Raw genomic sequence first — 15959 nt, 5'->3', positions numbered from 1 at the left:
TAGTGGACACGATTGCCAGCCTCTTCAGCTTCATCACCACACCCGTTTCGTGGGTCATCGTCCAGTTCCACTCGCTGTACGGTGCGCTCTTCGGCCCCGACACGGGCTGGGCCTGGGGCCTGTCCATCGTGTCGCTGGTGATCCTGATCCGCATCTGCCTGATCCCGCTCTTCGTGAAGCAGATCAAGGCGACCCGGGCGATGCAGACGCTTCAGCCCGAGATGAAGAAGATTCAGGAGCGCTACAAGAACGACAAACAGCGTCAGTCCGAAGAGATGATGAAGCTGTACAAGGAGACGGGCACCAACCCGCTCTCCTCGTGCCTTCCCATCCTGGCGCAGTCTCCGTTCTTCTTCGCCCTATATCACGTGCTCAACAGCATCGCGTCGAACGACACGATCGGCGTGATCAACGAGCGGCTGCTGGAGAGCGCGCAGAAGGCGCACATCTTCGGTGCCCCGCTCGCCGCGAAGTTCACCGACAACGCGGACAAGGTCGAGGCGCTCGGCTCGTCGATCACCGATGTGCGGATCGTCACGGCCATCATGATCGTCCTGATGTCGCTGTCGCAGTTCTACACCCAGCGCCAGCTGATGACGAAGAACGTCGACACCTCGGTGAAGACGCCGTTCATGCAGCAGCAGAAGATGCTGATGTACATCTTCCCCGTCATGTTCGCCGTCTTCGGCATCAACTTCCCGGTCGGTGTCCTCGTCTACTGGCTGACCACCAACGTGTGGACCATGGGCCAGCAGATGTACGTCATCCACAACAACCCGACCCCGGGTTCCAAGGCACAGGCCTCGTACCTGGAGCGTCTGACCAAGAGCGTCACGCACCACGGCAAGACCCGCGGACGCGGTGAGCGCGCCATCGTCAAGGCCATCGTCGCCAAGGGCCGGGACCGCAACGACTACGAGCGCAAGTTCATCAACGGTCTCAGCAAGGCCGGTCTCGCGGCCCAGCCCGACGGCAACGTCGTGAAGAGCGAGGGCGCCGTGGCCACCGTGACCGAGGACGGTACGCCGACCACCACCGCCGGCACGCCGAAGCGTCAGCAGCCCAAGCGGCAGCCGAAGGCGAAGCGCCAGGCCGCCGGCGGTCCCAAGCCCGCGGGCGGTGCCGAGAGCACCGGCGCCGAGAACGCCGCGCCGACGACCTCGCTGAGCAAGTCCGACGAACCGCAGGACGTGGGATCGGCGGAGGCGTCCGGCAAGGCGGCGCCCAAGTCCGGTGGCGGGGGCCGCAGCCGGGCCCAGTCCGGCCAGCGCAAGGGCCCGCAGCGGCCCAAGTCCTCTTCCAAGAAGTAAGAAGGAGTCCATCCCGTGACGGAAGGCACCACCTCCGCCGCTGCCGAGGGTGCAGACACCCTGACCCGCCTGGAGCAGGAGGGCGAGATCGCGGCGGATTACCTCGAAGGTCTGCTGGACATCGCCGATCTCGACGGCGACATCGACATGGACGTCGAGAGCGATCGCGCCGCTGTCTCGATCATCAGTGACGCGGGCGGCCGTGACCTGCAGAAGCTGGTCGGCCGGGACGGCGAGGTGCTGGAGGCGCTCCAGGAGCTCACGCGCCTGGCCGTGCACCGGGAGACCGGTGACCGCAGCCGGCTGATGCTGGACATCGCGGGCTACCGCGCCAAGAAGCGCTCCGAGCTCTCCGAGCTGGGCGCCAAGGCCGCCGCCGAGGTCAAGAACAGCGGCGAGCCCGTGAAGCTCAAGCCGATGACGCCGTTCGAGCGCAAGGTCGTGCACGACGCCGTCAAGGCCGCGGGTCTGCGCAGCGAGTCCGAGGGCGAGGAGCCACAGCGCTTCGTCGTCGTGCTGCCCGCCTGAGCAGTCCCACGCTCCACCGGCCCCGTCTGTTGCGCAGGCGGGGCCGATCTTTGTCAGCCTGGTATTCAGCGCGCGTGCGCTGGAGGGTACGGAAGGACGGTCCCCGTGACGGAGGCAGCGGAGCTCCCCCCCGCTCCCGAGGAAGCCCGTGCGGTATTCGGCGATCGCTTCTCGGACGCGGTCCGGTATGCGGAGCTGCTGGCCGAGGCAGGCGTACAGCGAGGCCTCATCGGCCCCAGGGAGGTGCCCCGGCTCTGGGAGCGGCATCTGCTGAACTGCGCGGTGCTCTCGGAGGTCGTGCCCGAGGCCGTCACCGTCTGCGACGTCGGCTCCGGTGCCGGTCTGCCGGGCATCCCGCTGGCCCTGGTCAGGGAGGACCTGAAGATCACGCTGCTGGAGCCCCTGCTACGACGGACGAACTTCCTCACCGAGGTCGTCGAGCTACTCGGCCTCGACCATGTCACCGTCGTGCGCGGTCGCGCCGAGGAGGTCATGGGGAAGCTCCCTCCGGTCCATGTGGTGACGGCGCGGGCGGTGGCCCCGCTGGACCGGCTGGCGACCTGGGGAATTCCGCTGCTGCGTCCCTACGGCGAGATGCTCGCGCTCAAGGGCGACACCGCGGAGGAGGAGCTCAAGTCCGCCGGGACCGCGCTGAGCAAGCTCGGGGCCGTGGGCACGTCCATCCTGCATGTGGGTGAGGGCGTCGTGGATCCTCTGTCCACGGTCGTGCGCGTCGAGGTCGGGGAGAGCCCCGGCGGTGTGCGGTTCGCTGCGAAGCGAGCGAAGGCCGCGCGGACGGGACGCGTACGCCGGCGTCGCTGATCCGTCCTGAGGACGAGACTTACTCCACACAAGCTGCCAAACCTATGCATCCCGGAGTGTCGCGACAGTCCGGTCCCGGCTGCTGTGCATCGTGTTTCACGTGAAACGTCGCTCACTGCTGCACGGCATTATCAGCCGCGGCCGGGCCGCGGCCGAACCCCGAGACCGCAAGCCTCTCGGCTCACTCGGCGAAGCTCCGGTCGTTTCCGATGGCGCTCCGCCCCCTGCAAGGGGTCCGGAGTTGTCCACAGAGGTGGATTTCTCCACAGAACAACAGGCCTCACTGGTTCACGACCCCGAAGGCATGGGAGGCTCTGTTCATTGCGAGCCTGAAGTCGAGGAGAGTGAATCCTTGCGGTCCGACGCCAACATCGCGGGACCGATGACCGATCCGGTCCCCGGTCCCCGTACCGAGTCGCCGGGGGAGGATGTTTCACGTGAAACACCGCCCCCGATGGACGACACTCCCATCGGTCGTGCTGCCCAACTGGCGGTCGAGGCTCTGGGCCGGGCCGGGGAGGGTCTACCGAGACCTGAACAGACCCGTGTCATCGTTGTCGCCAACCAGAAGGGCGGGGTGGGCAAGACGACGACGACCGTCAACTTGGCCGCTTCGCTGGCTCTGCACGGCAGCCGCGTCCTGGTGATCGACCTCGACCCGCAGGGCAACGCGTCGACCGCTCTGGGGATCGACCACCACGCCGAAGTTCCATCGATCTACGACGTGTTGGTCGAGAGCAAGCCGCTCTCGGAGGTCGTCCAGCCGGTCCTCGATGTCGAGGGTCTCTTCTGCGCCCCCGCCACGATCGATCTCGCCGGTGCGGAGATCGAGCTGGTGTCCCTGGTGGCGCGCGAGAGTCGTCTTGAGCGAGCGATCCAGGCATACGAGCAGCCGCTGGACTACATCCTCATCGACTGCCCGCCCTCGCTGGGCCTGCTCACGGTCAACGCCCTTGTGGCGGGCCAGGAGGTGCTCATCCCGATCCAGTGCGAGTACTACGCGCTGGAGGGGCTGGGTCAGCTCCTGCGCAACGTCGACCTGGTACGAGGGCACCTCAACCCGGCCCTGCATGTCTCGACGATTCTGCTCACCATGTACGACGGCCGGACGCGCCTTGCTTCCCAGGTCGCCGACGAGGTGCGTAGCCACTTCGGCGACGAGGTGCTGCGGACGAGCATCCCGCGCTCGGTCCGTATCTCCGAGGCGCCGAGCTACGGGCAGACGGTCCTGACCTACGATCCAGGTTCGAGCGGTGCCCTCTCCTATCTGGAGGCGGCACGAGAAATCGCGCTGAAGGGCGTCGGCGTCAGCTATGACGCGACACACGCCCACATCGGCGCTCAGAGCGACCACAGCATGGTGGAGGGGATCCAGTGAGCGAGCGACGGAGGGGACTGGGTCGTGGTCTCGGGGCCCTGATCCCTGCGGCCCCGACCGAGAGGACGCCGGCCCAGGCTGCGGTGGGAGGTGCTGCATCCGCGTCGCCCACGGCGGTGCCGGTGCTGACGTCCGACCGTGGCGTGGCCGCGGCCAAGGTGGCCACACTGCCCCCTGTTTCACGTGAAACCGAAGAGCCGTCGGTGAACGACGTGATGGACATGCCCGCACCTCCCATGGGCGCGCACTTCGCCGAGCTGCCGCTCGACTCCATCACACCCAACCCGCGCCAGCCCCGTGAGGTCTTCGACGAGGACGCGCTGCAGGAGCTCGTCACCTCCATCCAGGAGGTCGGTCTTCTCCAGCCCGTCGTCGTACGCCAGCTGGGTCCCGCCCGTTACGAGCTCATCATGGGTGAGCGGCGCTGGCGGGCCTGCCGTGAGGCGGGCCTCGAAGCCATCCCGGCGATCGTGCGTGCCACGGACGACGAGAAGCTCCTCCTCGATGCCCTGCTGGAGAACCTGCACCGGGCGCAGCTGAACCCGCTGGAAGAGGCAGCCGCCTACGACCAGTTGCTGAAGGACTTCAACTGCACCCACGACCAGCTGGCCGACCGCATCGGCCGGTCGCGTCCGCAGGTGTCCAACACGCTGCGTCTGTTGAAGCTTTCCCCGGCGGTTCAACGTCGGGTGGCGGCGGGTGTGCTGTCTGCCGGACACGCCCGCGCACTGCTCTCCGTGGAGGACTCGGAGGAGCAGGACCGGCTGGCCCACCGGATCGTCGCCGAGGGTCTTTCGGTGCGCGCCGTCGAGGAGATCGTGACCCTCATGGGATCGCGGCCCAAGACGGCTCAGCGCTCCAAGGGGCCGCGGGCCGGTGCCCGGGTCTCCCCGGCGCTGACGGACCTCGCGACGCGTCTCTCGGACCGCTTCGAGACGCGGGTCAAGGTCGACCTCGGTCAGAAGAAGGGCAAGATCACCGTGGAGTTCGCCTCCATGGAGGACCTCGAGCGGATCCTCGGCTCGCTCGCGCCGGGAGAGGGCCCCGTCCTGCAGAAGAGCCTGCTGGACGGCGGCGATTCCGACTCCGACTTCGAGGAGACGGAAGACTGAGTCCCCGGGCGGCGACGTGATCCCCTTCCGTGGCCGCTCGTGCGGGCCGTGTCCGGTGTGTACCGGAACACGGCCCGCACTTTGCTTTCGGGCGGTATCGATGGAATCGCTTCATGGATACGATGCGATCGGGTATGGCGCATCCACCTGGCAGTACGTCTGCGGTACGTCTATGGGGAGGCGGGGCCATGCGAACGATGAGCTGGACCGGACTGCTGAGCGCGGGACTGGGCCTGGGCGCGGTCGGCGGGTTCGTCGGCAGCCTGCTCAGGGAACGGAGTGCTCTGACTGCCGCCCGTGACGCTGCGGGCGAGGGAAGCGAGGAACAGCCTTCATGGGCCGTCGGCTCGTACCGCTCACACTGGACAACCTTCCGGACCTTCCCCGGCGCTGCCGCACGTGTGTCTTCTGGGAACTCGACCCAGTCAGCGGCGAAGCCGCGGTGAAGGCGGGCACGCCCGCCCTGGAGAAGGAAGCGTGGATTTCGGCCGTCCTGCTGGAGTGGGGTTCCTGCGGCCGGGTCGTCTACGTCGACGACGTACCGGTGGGCTTTGTGCTCTACGCGCCCCCAGCCTATGTGCCCCGCTCCACGGCGTTCCCGACGAGCCCGGTGTCGCCGGACGCGGTGCAGTTGATGACCGCGTTCATTGTGCCGGGGTACCAGGGGCAAGGGCTCGGCCGTGTGATGGTCCAGACGGTGGCCAAGGACCTGCTGCGGCGGGGCTTCAAGGCGATCGAGGCGTTCGGGGACGCGCGCTGGAAGGAACCCGCCTGTGTGCTCCCCGCCGATCATCTGCTGGCGGTGGGCTTCAAGACGGTCCGGCCGCATCCCGCCTTCCCGCGTATGCGGCTGGAGCTGCGAACGACCCTCTCCTGGAAGGAAGACGTGGAGATGGCACTCGACCGTTTGCTCGGGGCGGTCCAGAAGGAGCCGGCGCTGCGACCGCTGTAGCCCGCCACTTCGAGCACTGGTGAAGCGAATGGGCCAACCGTTGGGGTTGGCCCATTCGTGTTTCACGTGAAACATGCGTCGCCGGTTCGACGGCGCAGCCCGTTACTCGGCGATGAAGTCCTCGAGGTCGCGCAGGATCGCGGCCTTCGGCTTGGCGCCGACGATGGTCTTGGCGACCTCGCCACCCTGGTAGACGTTCAGGGTCGGGATCGACATGACACCGTACTTGGCCGCCGTGCCCGGGTTCTCGTCGATGTTCAGCTTGACGATCTCGATCTTCTCGCCGTACTCGGCGGCGATCGCCTCGAGGGACGGCGCGATCTGGCGGCACGGGCCGCACCAGGCAGCCCAGAAGTCCACCAGTACGGGCTTGTCGCTCTTGAGGACGTCCTGCTCGAAGGAATCGTCGGTCACATTCTTCAGGGTGCCGGCCACGGCGGGCTCCTTAACTGGTTGGTGCGTGCGGTGGGGAGGGGATCAGACAGCGGTCTTCTCGGGCTCGGCCTTCTCCTCGTCCGCGAGGGCGGCGAGGAAGCGCTCGGCGTCCAGGGCGGCGGAACAGCCGGTGCCGGCGGCGGTGATGGCCTGGCGGTAGGTGTGGTCCACCACGTCTCCGGCGCCGAAGACACCGGTCAGGTTCGTCCGGGTGGAGGGGGCCTCGACCTTCAGGTAGCCCTCCTCGTCCAGCTCCAGCTGACCCTTGAACAGCTCGGTGCGCGGGTCGTGGCCGATGGCGATGAAGAGCCCGGTCACCGGCAGGTCGGAGAACTCACCGGTCTTCAGGTTGCGCAGCTTCAAGCCGGCGAGCTTCGGGTCGCCCTGGATCTCCGCGATCTCGCTGTCCCAGACGAACGTGATCTTCGGGTCGGCGAAGGCACGCTCCTGCATCGCCTTGGAGGCGCGCAGGGTGTCCCGGCGGTGGACGACCGTCACTGACTTGGCGAAGCGCGAGAGGAAGGTTGCCTCCTCCATTGCGGTGTCACCACCGCCGATCACGGCGATGTCCTGGTCCTTGAAGAAGAAGCCGTCACAGGTGGCACACCAGGAGACACCTCGGCCGGACAGCGCGTCCTCGTTCGGCAGGCCCAGCTTGCGGTGCTGCGAGCCCGTGGCGACGATCACGGCCTTCGCACGGTGAACCGTGCCGGCGGTGTCGGTCACGGTCTTGATCTCACCGGTCAGGTCGACGGAGACGACATCGTCCGGAACGAGTTCAGCACCGAAGCGCTCCGCCTGGGCGCGCATGTTGTCCATGAGCTCGGGGCCCATGATCCCGTCCTGGAAGCCCGGGAAGTTCTCCACATCCGTCGTGTTCATCAGGGCGCCGCCGGCGGTGACGGCCCCCTCGAACACCAGTGGCTTCAGCGACGCGCGCGCGGTGTAGAGCGCCGCCGTGTAGCCGGCGGGCCCGGAGCCGATGATGATCACGTTACGGACGTCGCTCACGGCTTGATTCCTCGTCTCTGGACTGCGTCTTCGACCGGGGGGACCCCACTCGGGACTCTCACCCCACCCAACGGATCCTAAGGGGCGCGCATTCCCGCTGTGCCCGGGCACAACGGAGAGCCGTTTCCCAGGAGTACCGGCGTTCTCAGGAGTGCGCGTAGGAGTGCTTCAGCAGCACCTCGGCCGAGGCGGAAGGGGACTCCTTCACGCACGTGGCATCCACGACGTAGGCCGTGACCTGAGAGGGGTCCGAGGTGTCGGGCATGACCACGAGCAGCGCGGTCGTCCCCTTGAATGTGCCGCGTTCGGTCGCCAGGGCTTCGTCGTCGCGACCGATGCCGTTCTGCACGCACTCGGGCACCGGGACCGCGGGCTTGGTGAGGATGCGCGGACCGTCGGTGCCGGAGTCGGATTCCGTGCCCGGATCGCGGGGGATGCGCGAGGTACCACCGGACTCGCTCTTGGCCAGGAGATCGGAGACCTGCTGCTCCAGCTTGCCCTCGGCGAAGGTGTCAGCGGCCGCGGAGTGCCGGCCTTCGGCCGTGGTGCTCTGGTCGTCCTCCATCGAGGACATCAGCAGGGAAGCCAGTCCCAGGGCGCCGACGGAGAGGACGGCTCCCAGGACGGCCGCCCTGCGGCGCCTGCCGGGCTTGCGTTCCTTTCGGCCCGGCCCGCTGGTGGAGGTGCGGGAGCGGCCCGAGGGACGAGCGGCCGGGGGCGATGTTTCACGTGAAACATGGGCGCTGTCGCCTGCCTGAGCCGCTTCGACGGGGGCGGCGCCCGCCGTGTCGGGCGTCGTGGCGTCGAGCAGTGCCTCCGCGGCGAGAGCGGCGTCGATCCGTTCGGCGACGTCGGCGGGCATCCGTGCCGGGCCTGGCAGGGTGCCGAGCATGCCGCGGATCTCCTCCAGCGAGGCGAAGACGTCCGAGCAGATCTCGCACTCGTCCAGGTGCCGTCGTACGTCGGCTGTCCGGGACGGTGGGAGCAGGCCTTCGGCGAGGTCGGAGATCTCCGAGACGTCCGGGTGCCCGGCCGTGTTTGTCGGGGAAGTCACGCTCGCCCACCTCCGCCCTTCACAGCAGCTGAGTCGCTTGGCCCTGTATTGCCTGGGCCCGCATCGTGCGGTCCCGCTGCCGGTGGGACGGATGTCCCCTGCGCCCGGTTCCGTCCGGCGACCGGCTCTTCGCCGTCGCCGGTTCTCCCCGGTCGCAGATGGGTGAGCAGCGGCAGGAGTCTGGCTCTGCCGCGGGCACAGCGGCTCTTCACCGTGCCGGTCGGGACGTCGAGGACGCGGGCGGCCTCGGCGACCGGGTAGCCCTGCATGTCCACCAGGACGAGGGCGGCGCGCTGATCGGGAGGGAGCGTGCCGAGCGCTTCGAGGAGCTGGCGGTGCAGATCGTTGCGCTCGGCGGGCGCCGAGGCCGACTCGTGCGGTTCCAGCAGGTGTTCCATCCGCTCGGTGTCGTCGACCGGGGATGTCTTGCGCGACGCCGCCTTGCGGGCGCGGTCGAGGCAGGCGTTGACCGTGATGCGGTGCAGCCAGGTTGTGACGGCCGACTGACCGCGGAAGGTGTGGGCGGCCCGGTAGGCCGAGACGAGGGCGTCCTGGACGGCGTCAGCGGCCTCCTCGCGGTCGCCCAGCGTGCGCACCGCGACCGCCCAGAGACGGTCGCGGTGTCGCCGCACGATCTCACCGAAGGCATCGGGGTCGCCTTCCACGTGGCGGGCGAGCAGATCCTGATCGCTGGCCTTCTCGTACCCGGCGCCTTCGGCCATCGGACCCCCTCCCCCCTCGGTGAGACGTCAGCCCGTGAACTTCACATCGGTCACGGCCTGCTTGTAGCCGGCGCCGCTGTAGCCGTCGGTGGGCGCATTCGGCACTGCCGTGATCCACAGCAGCACGTACTGCGTCTTCACCGACTTCGACGCCTTCACGCTCAGAGAGGTCCCGCTCGACGTGGCGGTTCCGATCTCCTGCATTCCGTCGACCCCGGTCGAGGGGGTCAGCGAGTCGGTCGCGTAGAGGTGGACCGTCGTGTGGTCGCCCGCGTACCGGAGCCCTATCGACGCGGCCGAGACCTTCTGGGAGGAGCCGAGGTCGTAGACGATGCCCACGCCGGGTTTGTAGGGAGCCAGTTCCGGACCGTCGTTGTAGCGCAGGGTGCGCCAGTACGTCGAGCTGTCGCCGTCGTAGGTGAGGCCGACGTCATCGGCGGCCTGGGCCCCACCGCTGGCGACGTACTCCTGGGCCCCGTCGACGGTGAGCGGCTTGGCAGTGACCTTGTTCTCCCCTGAGCCCTTCTCGTTGCCGTCCGTCGTCTGCGACTTGTTCGGGTCGTCCGACTGGTTGCCGCGCTCCATCAGCGCGTCAGCGAGCTGCCAGCTGCCCAGTCCCAGCGCGGCGATGAGCAGCGCGGAGACGGCCCACTTCAGGGCCTTTCCGGTACGGCTCTGCAGCGGGGGCGGCGGGGACGCCACCGGCTGGGTGACGCCGGGGTGAGAGGCAGTGCGGCCGTACGTGCCCTGCTGGTACGTCGTGCGCTGGTAGTCCGGCGGGGCGGTGAACGCGGGCTCCGGCGGGCGGATGCGGGGCATCTCGCCGATCGCCTTGCCCAGCTCCTCCGGCGTCGTGCAGGGGGACTCGTGCCGGGAGGCGGTCGCACCGTCATTGGCGAGCGCGCGCATGGCCAGCTCCGACAGGCCGCGGTGGACGCCGGCGCGAACCTGGTCCGGAGGGATGAGCCCGACGTCCTTGGGCAGTCCCGACAGACCGTAGGCGTCGCTCTCGTACGGCCAGCGCTGCACCAGCGACGCGTACAGCAGGGCGCCGATGGCCTCCGTGTCGGTGCGCTGCGGGGTGTCGGAATTGATGCCGCGCAGCGCGGCGTTCACGGCAAGGCCGCGGATGCGCCACTGTCCGGTGGAGGTGCGCAGGATGGCATTGGGGTTCAGCCGTAGATGGGCGAGGCCCTCACGGTGGGCGGCGGCCATGGCGGCGGAGACCTGACTCACCATCTGGTAGGCGTCGTGCGGCTCCAGGGGCCCGGCGGACAGGAGTGTGGTGAGTTCCGTGGCGTCCGGCAGCCACTCGTGCACGACGTAGACGAGGTCGTTCTCCTCGACGGCATCCAGCACCTGGACGAAGCGGGGGTCGCCGAGCAGCGCGGAGGAACGGGCCGCGGCCAGCACCGCACGGGCCCGCGCGTGGTCCGCCGGCAGGACATGCACGCCGACGGCGCGGCGCAGTTTCTCGTCGAACGCACGCCAACTGCTGAAACCGTCCAGACGGGTGACACAGTCCTCGAGGCGGTAGCGTCTGGCGAGCTTGTGACCGCTGTGCAGTTCGGGCGGTGAAGCCTTGGCGCCGGGACCCTCGGTCCCGCCACTCCCCTGTGCCTGGTTGTGTTCCGTGTCCCGCTCCGGGTTCTTGGCCACCCCGTCGGCCGTGGACTGGTCCGCCTTGGCGGTCAGCGGCTCTTCGCCGCTGTTGTCTGCCACGTCGACGGCAGCCGTGCTCCGTTCCGCCACCGTCGTTCCTGCCTCCCCATTCATAGCGCGCCGGCGAACTCCGTTGCGCGCCGTCCGACGCCGAAACCAATTGTGCCCACAGTCCGCCGCTATGCACGACACGCGATGGCGGACGATGGTTGTGCGCCTACCCCCCGATTCAGCGGCCCAGACGCCCTCGGACCATACCGACGAGCGAGTTCAGCTCCTCGATGCGCATCCGCCGGGCGGCGACGTAGAAGACGCCCAGGAGGACGGCCCCCCCGGCGACCAGCGCGGCGAGCGATCCGGCGGCGCCCTGTCCGAGTGCCTTGGAGATGTAGTAGCAGGCCGCGCCGCTCAGGAGCGCGGCGGGTAGCGAGGCGATGCTCAGTCGCGCGTACGTCCGCATGACGCGGGCCCCGTCCAGGTCGCCGCCCAGCCGCTTGCTCAGCCGGCGCCAGGCGACACCGACGCCGATCACGTAGGCGAGGCCGTAGGAGGCGGCCATGCCGACGACGGCCCAGCGGGAGGGAAGCGCGAAGTAACAGAGGGCCGAGGCGCTGGCGTTGACGCCGGCCACGATCACCGTGTTGTAGAAGGGGGTGCGCGTGTCCTCGTACGCGTAGAAGGCCCGCAGGACGACGTACTGCACGGAGTACGGGATCAGCCCGAGGCCGAAGGCCATGAGCATGAAGCCCATGTTGGTGGCCTCGCTGCTGCCCGAGGAGCCGAACATCAACGTGCACATCGGGATGCCGAGCGCGAGGAAACCGAAGGCGATGGGCACGATCGCCACCGCGGTCGTCCGCAGCCCCTGGGAGATGTCGTCGCGGACGGCACCGGCGTCCTCCTCCGCGGCGGAGCGTGCGAGGCGGGGCAGCAGGGCGGCCATGAGGGAGACGGTGATGATGGCCTGCGGCAGGCCCCAGATCAGCTGGGCGTTGGCGTAGGCGGCGAAGCCCGTGCCGTCGACGGGCGAGTCCTTTCCGGCCGCCGTGGACAGCTGGGAGACGACGATGGCGCCCGCCTGGTTCGCGAGGACGAACAGGACGGTCCACTTCGCGAGGGTCACCGCCTTGCCGAGGCCGTGGCCCTTCCAGTCGAAGCGCAGCCGAAGCCGGAAGCCGGTCTCGCGAAGGTAGGGGATCATCGCGAGCGCCTGCACCACGAGACCGAGCAGCACGCCGAGACCGAGGAGCCGTTCGCCCTCCGGCGGGATGTTCGTGACCTTCATCCCGGAGTGCTCGGCCGTGCCGTACACCCACAGGAACATGCCGAGCGTGGCGATGATGACGATGTTGTTCAGGACCGGGGTCCACATCATCGCGCCGAAGCGGCCGCGGGCGTTGAGGATCTGGCCCATCACGACGTGGATGCCCATGAAGAAGATCGAGGGCAGGAAGAAGCGTACGAAGGTGACGCCGACCTCGTTCGCCGCCGGGTCGCTCGCCACCGCGTCGGACAGCATGCGGATCAGCAGCGGCGCGCCGAGGAACGAGAGCACGGTGAGCGCGCCCAGCGCCACCATGACGAGTGTCAGCAGCCGGTTCGCGTAGGCCTCGCCGCCGTCGTCGTCCTCTTTCATGGCACGCACGAGCTGCGGCACGAAGACCGAGTTGAGACCACCACCGACGGTCAGGATGTAGATCATGGTCGGCAGCTGGTACGCCACCTGGAAGGTGTCGCCGAGCAGGCCGACGCCCAGCGCCGAAACGATCATCGCCGACCGGATGAACCCGGTGAGGCGGGACACCATCGTGCCCGCCGCCATCACGGCGCTCGACTTCAGCAGGCCCGCGGCCCGTCCGCTCTTCGCCGGGGCGGCGGGAGCGGGAGCCGGGGCGGGCTCGGTGGCGTGCCGTGGCGCGGGCGCCTGGTACTGCTCGGCCGGCGCCTGGGCACCACCGCCGTACTGGCCCTCCGGGGCGTACGTCCCTTCGTACTGGCCGGCCGGACCGTGCCCGGTGCCCGGCGCGGTGGCCGGGCCCGGCACGCCCGCGTAGTCCATCGGCGGACGGGCGCCGGTCTGCTGCTGGTCCCGGAACAGGTGGGCGAAGGCGTCGGGCTCGTGGCGCTGGTCACCGGCCTCGGTCACCAGGTCGTCGACACCCACGTACTGGGTCGTGCGCGGGTCGTCGCCGTACGGCAGATGCTGCGTGGGGCCCGCCGGCTCGGGAGCCGGGGTCTGGGCCCACACGCGCGGGTCGGGGGCGTACGGCGACTGCGGCGGCTGTGCGTACAGCTGCTGCGGCGACGGATACGTGCCCGGGGGCGGCGGAGGGTGCGCGGCGCGGTCGTACAGCGCCTCGGTGACCGGGTCCTGGGCAGCCAGGTCCTGCGCCCGGTAGGGGTCCTGCTCATAGGCGTCCTGGAGGTACATGTCCGCGGGGTGCTGCGGCGGCACCTGGCCGTGCTCGGGCGGCGGGCCCTCGGGGTGCCCCGAGCTGCCCGCGGCCTGGCCGCGGTCACCGTCGTACGGCGCGTTCATGGTTACCCCACCTCATCGTCCCGGGCCCACCGGCCACGACATGTCAACGGTCCACTCTCTCACCCGTCCCGGACGGGTCGGCGCTTTCCGCTGGGGTGTCCGGCCCAGGGTCACTCGGCTGCTCCGGGTCGCCTGCACCGGGCCGGGAACCGGACTCCTCCTGGAGACGGTCCACGAGGCCTTCGGGGTTCTGCGCGGCCTCGTCGGATTCACCGGACGTGTCCGTGCCCTCCTCCTCGGCCTCCCGGGAGGCCGCCCGCTTGCGCTGGGTGTACATCCGGAAGCCGGCGAGGACAAGGAGCAGGACGCCGCCGCCGATGACCAGCATCACCGTGGCGGTGATCTCGGTGACCTTCACGTCGAAGTAGACGGGCGGACCGTAGGCCTTGCCGTCCTTCGTGAACAGCTGGGCCTTCACCGTCACCCGGCCGTTGGCGTTGGCCGATGTGCCGAACTTCACCGACTGACTGTGTCCGCCCGAGACCGTGACGGGCTGCTCGGCGTAGCCGGTCCCGCCGAACTCCAACCGGGTCGGACTGGTGGAGGTGAGCCGCAGGACCAGGTGGTCGACATCCTGCACCAGGTTGTTCTGGACGGTCACCGGGATCGTGGCGCTGCGGCCGGAGAGCTTGGTCTCCGACTTGTCGATCAGCGTGACCCCCGCGGCGAGGCCGTCGAGGTAGTCCTCCACGCCGTCCCGGTAGTTCTGCGCCTCGGTGGCCCGGCCGCGCCAGGACGTGGACATCTCACGGTTTATGGCCCTGCCGAAGGGCGTCACCACGCGGGACTGGTCGGTGAGGATGACCCGGAAGCTGTCGAGCTTGGCCTGCGTCCGCGCGATCTGCTCGAAGGCCCAGCGCGGCAGCTCCTGCTTGCGCAGCGAGGAGGGGTACTCGGAGCCCGACGGCACCTTCGTTGAGGCCGCGGGGTCCGGCTTGGCCTTGGCGGCCGCGCCGAGGTCCTGCGACTCGCTCCAGCCGCCGGTCTGCAGTGACGAGATCGCCTCGGCCATGGCCTGGGCCTGGCTCGCGGTCGGCATGCGCTGCGGGGCGACGACGATGCTGCGCTGCTGGTTCGTCTGCAGGTTGAGGGCGAGGCTCTGGGCCAGGAACCGCTGCACGGACAGCGTCTTCACGGAGGCCCTCGTCAGATCGCCCTGGAAGGCCGTGGACAGCCGCGTGTCCGCGACCACCGCCGTGGTGCCGCCGCCGATGGGACGGGCCGCGGAGGGCGTGTACGACAGCGCGCCGGTCTCCTCCAGGCTGTCGCTGCGGGTGATGACCTTGTCGGCGCCGGCGGAGGTGGCGACCTTCACGATCGACGGGTCGACGGCGCCGTTGACGGGCCAGGCGAAATCCGTGTTCGGCTTCACGTGGAGGATCGGCTCCACCGTGTTGGCGACGACGTCCGTGGCCTCCTTGAGGCGGCTCAGCGAGCCGGTGACGTTCGTGCCGTTGTGGGCGAGGGAGGCCAGGTCCGGGTCGGCATAGGGCAGGGCGACGACCTCCTTGTCCGTCACCGCCTTCTGCAGATCGGCCAGCCACTGCTTGGCGATCGCCTGCTGCCTGCCCGGCGCTGTGGCGTCGCCCTCGCCCTGCACGCGGTAGCCACGGGCCATCGCGTCCACGGAGGCGAGGAGGTCGGGGTCGATCACCCAGGTGACGTCGAGGTCCCGGCCCAGCGAGACGAGCTGTTCAAGGCGGCCGCCCCGGGAGATCTCCTTGGCCAGTTCGTCACTGCGGAAGACCGGCGTCTGTTGCTCGTTCGAACCCGTCTCCGCCGTCATGTGCGCGGTCGAGATCAGCGGCCACAGGAACGTCGTCCTCGTCTTCGTGTCGGCCTCTTCGGGCTGCCACGGCAGGAACGTGCGCTGGATGCCCAGCACCTGGTCCCAGGGCTGCGCGGAGGTCTCGCCGGAGAGGGAGACACCGAGCTGGTAGACGCCGGCGTCGCCGAGATCGAGCTCGTCGACGGGCACGGCGATGCTGAAGGGCTGGGCGACGCCCGGCGTGAGACTGGCGAAGTCCTGGCGGTAGGTGTCGTCGATCTGCGTGCCGTCGGCGTCCGGGGAGTGGCCGGTGCGCCTGGCGGCGCTGTCGATCGACGAGCGGGTGTCGATCTCGGGTCCTGTGCGCAGGTCCACATGGGCGTCGGTGATCGGCTGCCTGCCCTTGTTGGTCACCGTGCCGGAGATGGTCAGGATGTCGCCGCCGGTGGGGGCGCTGGGGCTGAGCGAGTCGAGGGCGACGGACACGGTGCGCGAGCCGGAAGCCTGCTGTGCGGAGTCCTGCTCGGCGGCCTGTGCGACAGGGGCGGCGGACAACTGGAGAAGCCCCGCCAGCAGCGGCGCCCCGGCCAGCAGCGCTCCGGTGCGCCTCAGCCACCGGCGGGCAGCTGAGGGACTCGTCCCCTGGAAGTCTGCCGCCTCGGCCAC

13 protein-coding genes are annotated in these 15959 nt (G+C 69.2%); 6 read left to right on the top strand and 7 right to left on the bottom strand.

All coding sequences use genetic code 11. The features are described from left to right. Nucleotides 1–2 precede the first annotated feature (2 nt). The 6 genes from yidC (at nucleotide 3) to AB0O67_RS13955 (ending at nucleotide 6102) form a co-directional block, all read left to right on the top strand. The gene (gene yidC / locus AB0O67_RS13980) at nucleotides 3–1310 is read left to right on the top strand and encodes a membrane protein insertase YidC (protein WP_365449576.1); all 1308 of its coding nucleotides are present in this window, start codon (nucleotides 3–5) and stop codon (nucleotides 1308–1310) included. A 15-nt stretch (nucleotides 1311–1325) separates the two neighbouring features. Continuing rightward, nucleotides 1326–1838, top strand: a complete 513-nt coding sequence (locus tag AB0O67_RS13975; RefSeq protein WP_365449574.1) for a R3H domain-containing nucleic acid-binding protein — start codon at nucleotides 1326–1328, stop codon at nucleotides 1836–1838. A 105-nt stretch (nucleotides 1839–1943) separates the two neighbouring features. Next, complete coding sequence (gene rsmG / locus AB0O67_RS13970) at nucleotides 1944–2660, top strand: 16S rRNA (guanine(527)-N(7))-methyltransferase RsmG (RefSeq protein ID WP_365449572.1); 717 nt, start codon at nucleotides 1944–1946, stop codon at nucleotides 2658–2660. A gap of 304 nt (nucleotides 2661–2964) precedes the next feature. Beyond that, on the top strand, nucleotides 2965–4038 hold the full coding sequence (locus AB0O67_RS13965; protein WP_365449613.1) for a ParA family protein: 1074 nt from the start codon (nucleotides 2965–2967) through the stop codon (nucleotides 4036–4038). Then, a complete protein-coding gene (locus AB0O67_RS13960; protein ID WP_365449570.1) occupies nucleotides 4035–5150 on the top strand; it encodes a ParB/RepB/Spo0J family partition protein in 1116 nt (371 codons plus the stop codon). Before AB0O67_RS13965 ends, AB0O67_RS13960 begins: the two co-directional genes overlap by 4 nt. Nucleotides 5151–5484: 334 nt before the next feature. Beyond that, complete coding sequence (locus AB0O67_RS13955; protein ID WP_365449568.1) at nucleotides 5485–6102, top strand: GNAT family N-acetyltransferase; 618 nt, start codon at nucleotides 5485–5487, stop codon at nucleotides 6100–6102. Between the two features lie 102 nt (nucleotides 6103–6204). Here the strand turns inward: AB0O67_RS13955 and trxA are convergent, their stop codons facing one another. The 7 genes from trxA to AB0O67_RS13920 all read right to left on the bottom strand — a co-directional run bounded on the left by trxA (nucleotide 6205) and on the right by AB0O67_RS13920 (nucleotide 15959). Beyond that, the gene (trxA, locus tag AB0O67_RS13950; protein WP_365449566.1) at nucleotides 6205–6537 is read right to left on the bottom strand and encodes a thioredoxin; all 333 of its coding nucleotides are present in this window, start codon (nucleotides 6535–6537) and stop codon (nucleotides 6205–6207) included. A 42-nt stretch (nucleotides 6538–6579) separates the two neighbouring features. Next, nucleotides 6580–7548, bottom strand: a complete 969-nt coding sequence (trxB, locus tag AB0O67_RS13945) for a thioredoxin-disulfide reductase (RefSeq protein ID WP_365449564.1) — start codon at nucleotides 7546–7548, stop codon at nucleotides 6580–6582. Nucleotides 7549–7693: 145 nt separating this feature from the next. Then, nucleotides 7694–8602 (bottom strand): anti-sigma factor, encoded by a 909-nt coding sequence (locus AB0O67_RS13940; RefSeq protein ID WP_365449562.1) that lies wholly within the window; start codon nucleotides 8600–8602, stop codon nucleotides 7694–7696. Further along, a complete protein-coding gene (gene sigM / locus AB0O67_RS13935; RefSeq protein WP_365449560.1) occupies nucleotides 8599–9324 on the bottom strand; it encodes an RNA polymerase sigma factor SigM in 726 nt (241 codons plus the stop codon). The genes AB0O67_RS13940 and sigM overlap by 4 nt, the downstream gene beginning before the upstream one ends. A 27-nt stretch (nucleotides 9325–9351) precedes the next feature. Further along, entirely contained in the window at nucleotides 9352–11076 is a 1725-nt protein-coding gene (locus tag AB0O67_RS13930) for a protein kinase family protein (RefSeq protein WP_365449558.1), read from the bottom strand. A gap of 139 nt (nucleotides 11077–11215) precedes the next feature. Further along, nucleotides 11216–13525 carry a murein biosynthesis integral membrane protein MurJ gene (gene murJ, locus AB0O67_RS13925; RefSeq protein ID WP_365449556.1) on the bottom strand — a complete coding sequence of 770 codons (2310 nt, stop codon included), beginning with the start codon at nucleotides 13523–13525 and terminating at the stop codon, nucleotides 11216–11218. A gap of 43 nt (nucleotides 13526–13568) precedes the next feature. Continuing rightward, nucleotides 13569–15959, bottom strand: a complete 2391-nt coding sequence (locus AB0O67_RS13920; RefSeq protein WP_365449554.1) for a DUF6049 family protein — start codon at nucleotides 15957–15959, stop codon at nucleotides 13569–13571.

The organism is Streptomyces sp. NPDC086077, assembly GCF_040686175.1.
GTDB lineage: Bacteria > Actinomycetota > Actinomycetes > Streptomycetales > Streptomycetaceae > Streptomyces.
The sequence above is the reverse complement of the archived record's forward strand: the minus strand, read 5'-3'. Positions and strand labels throughout refer to the sequence as shown.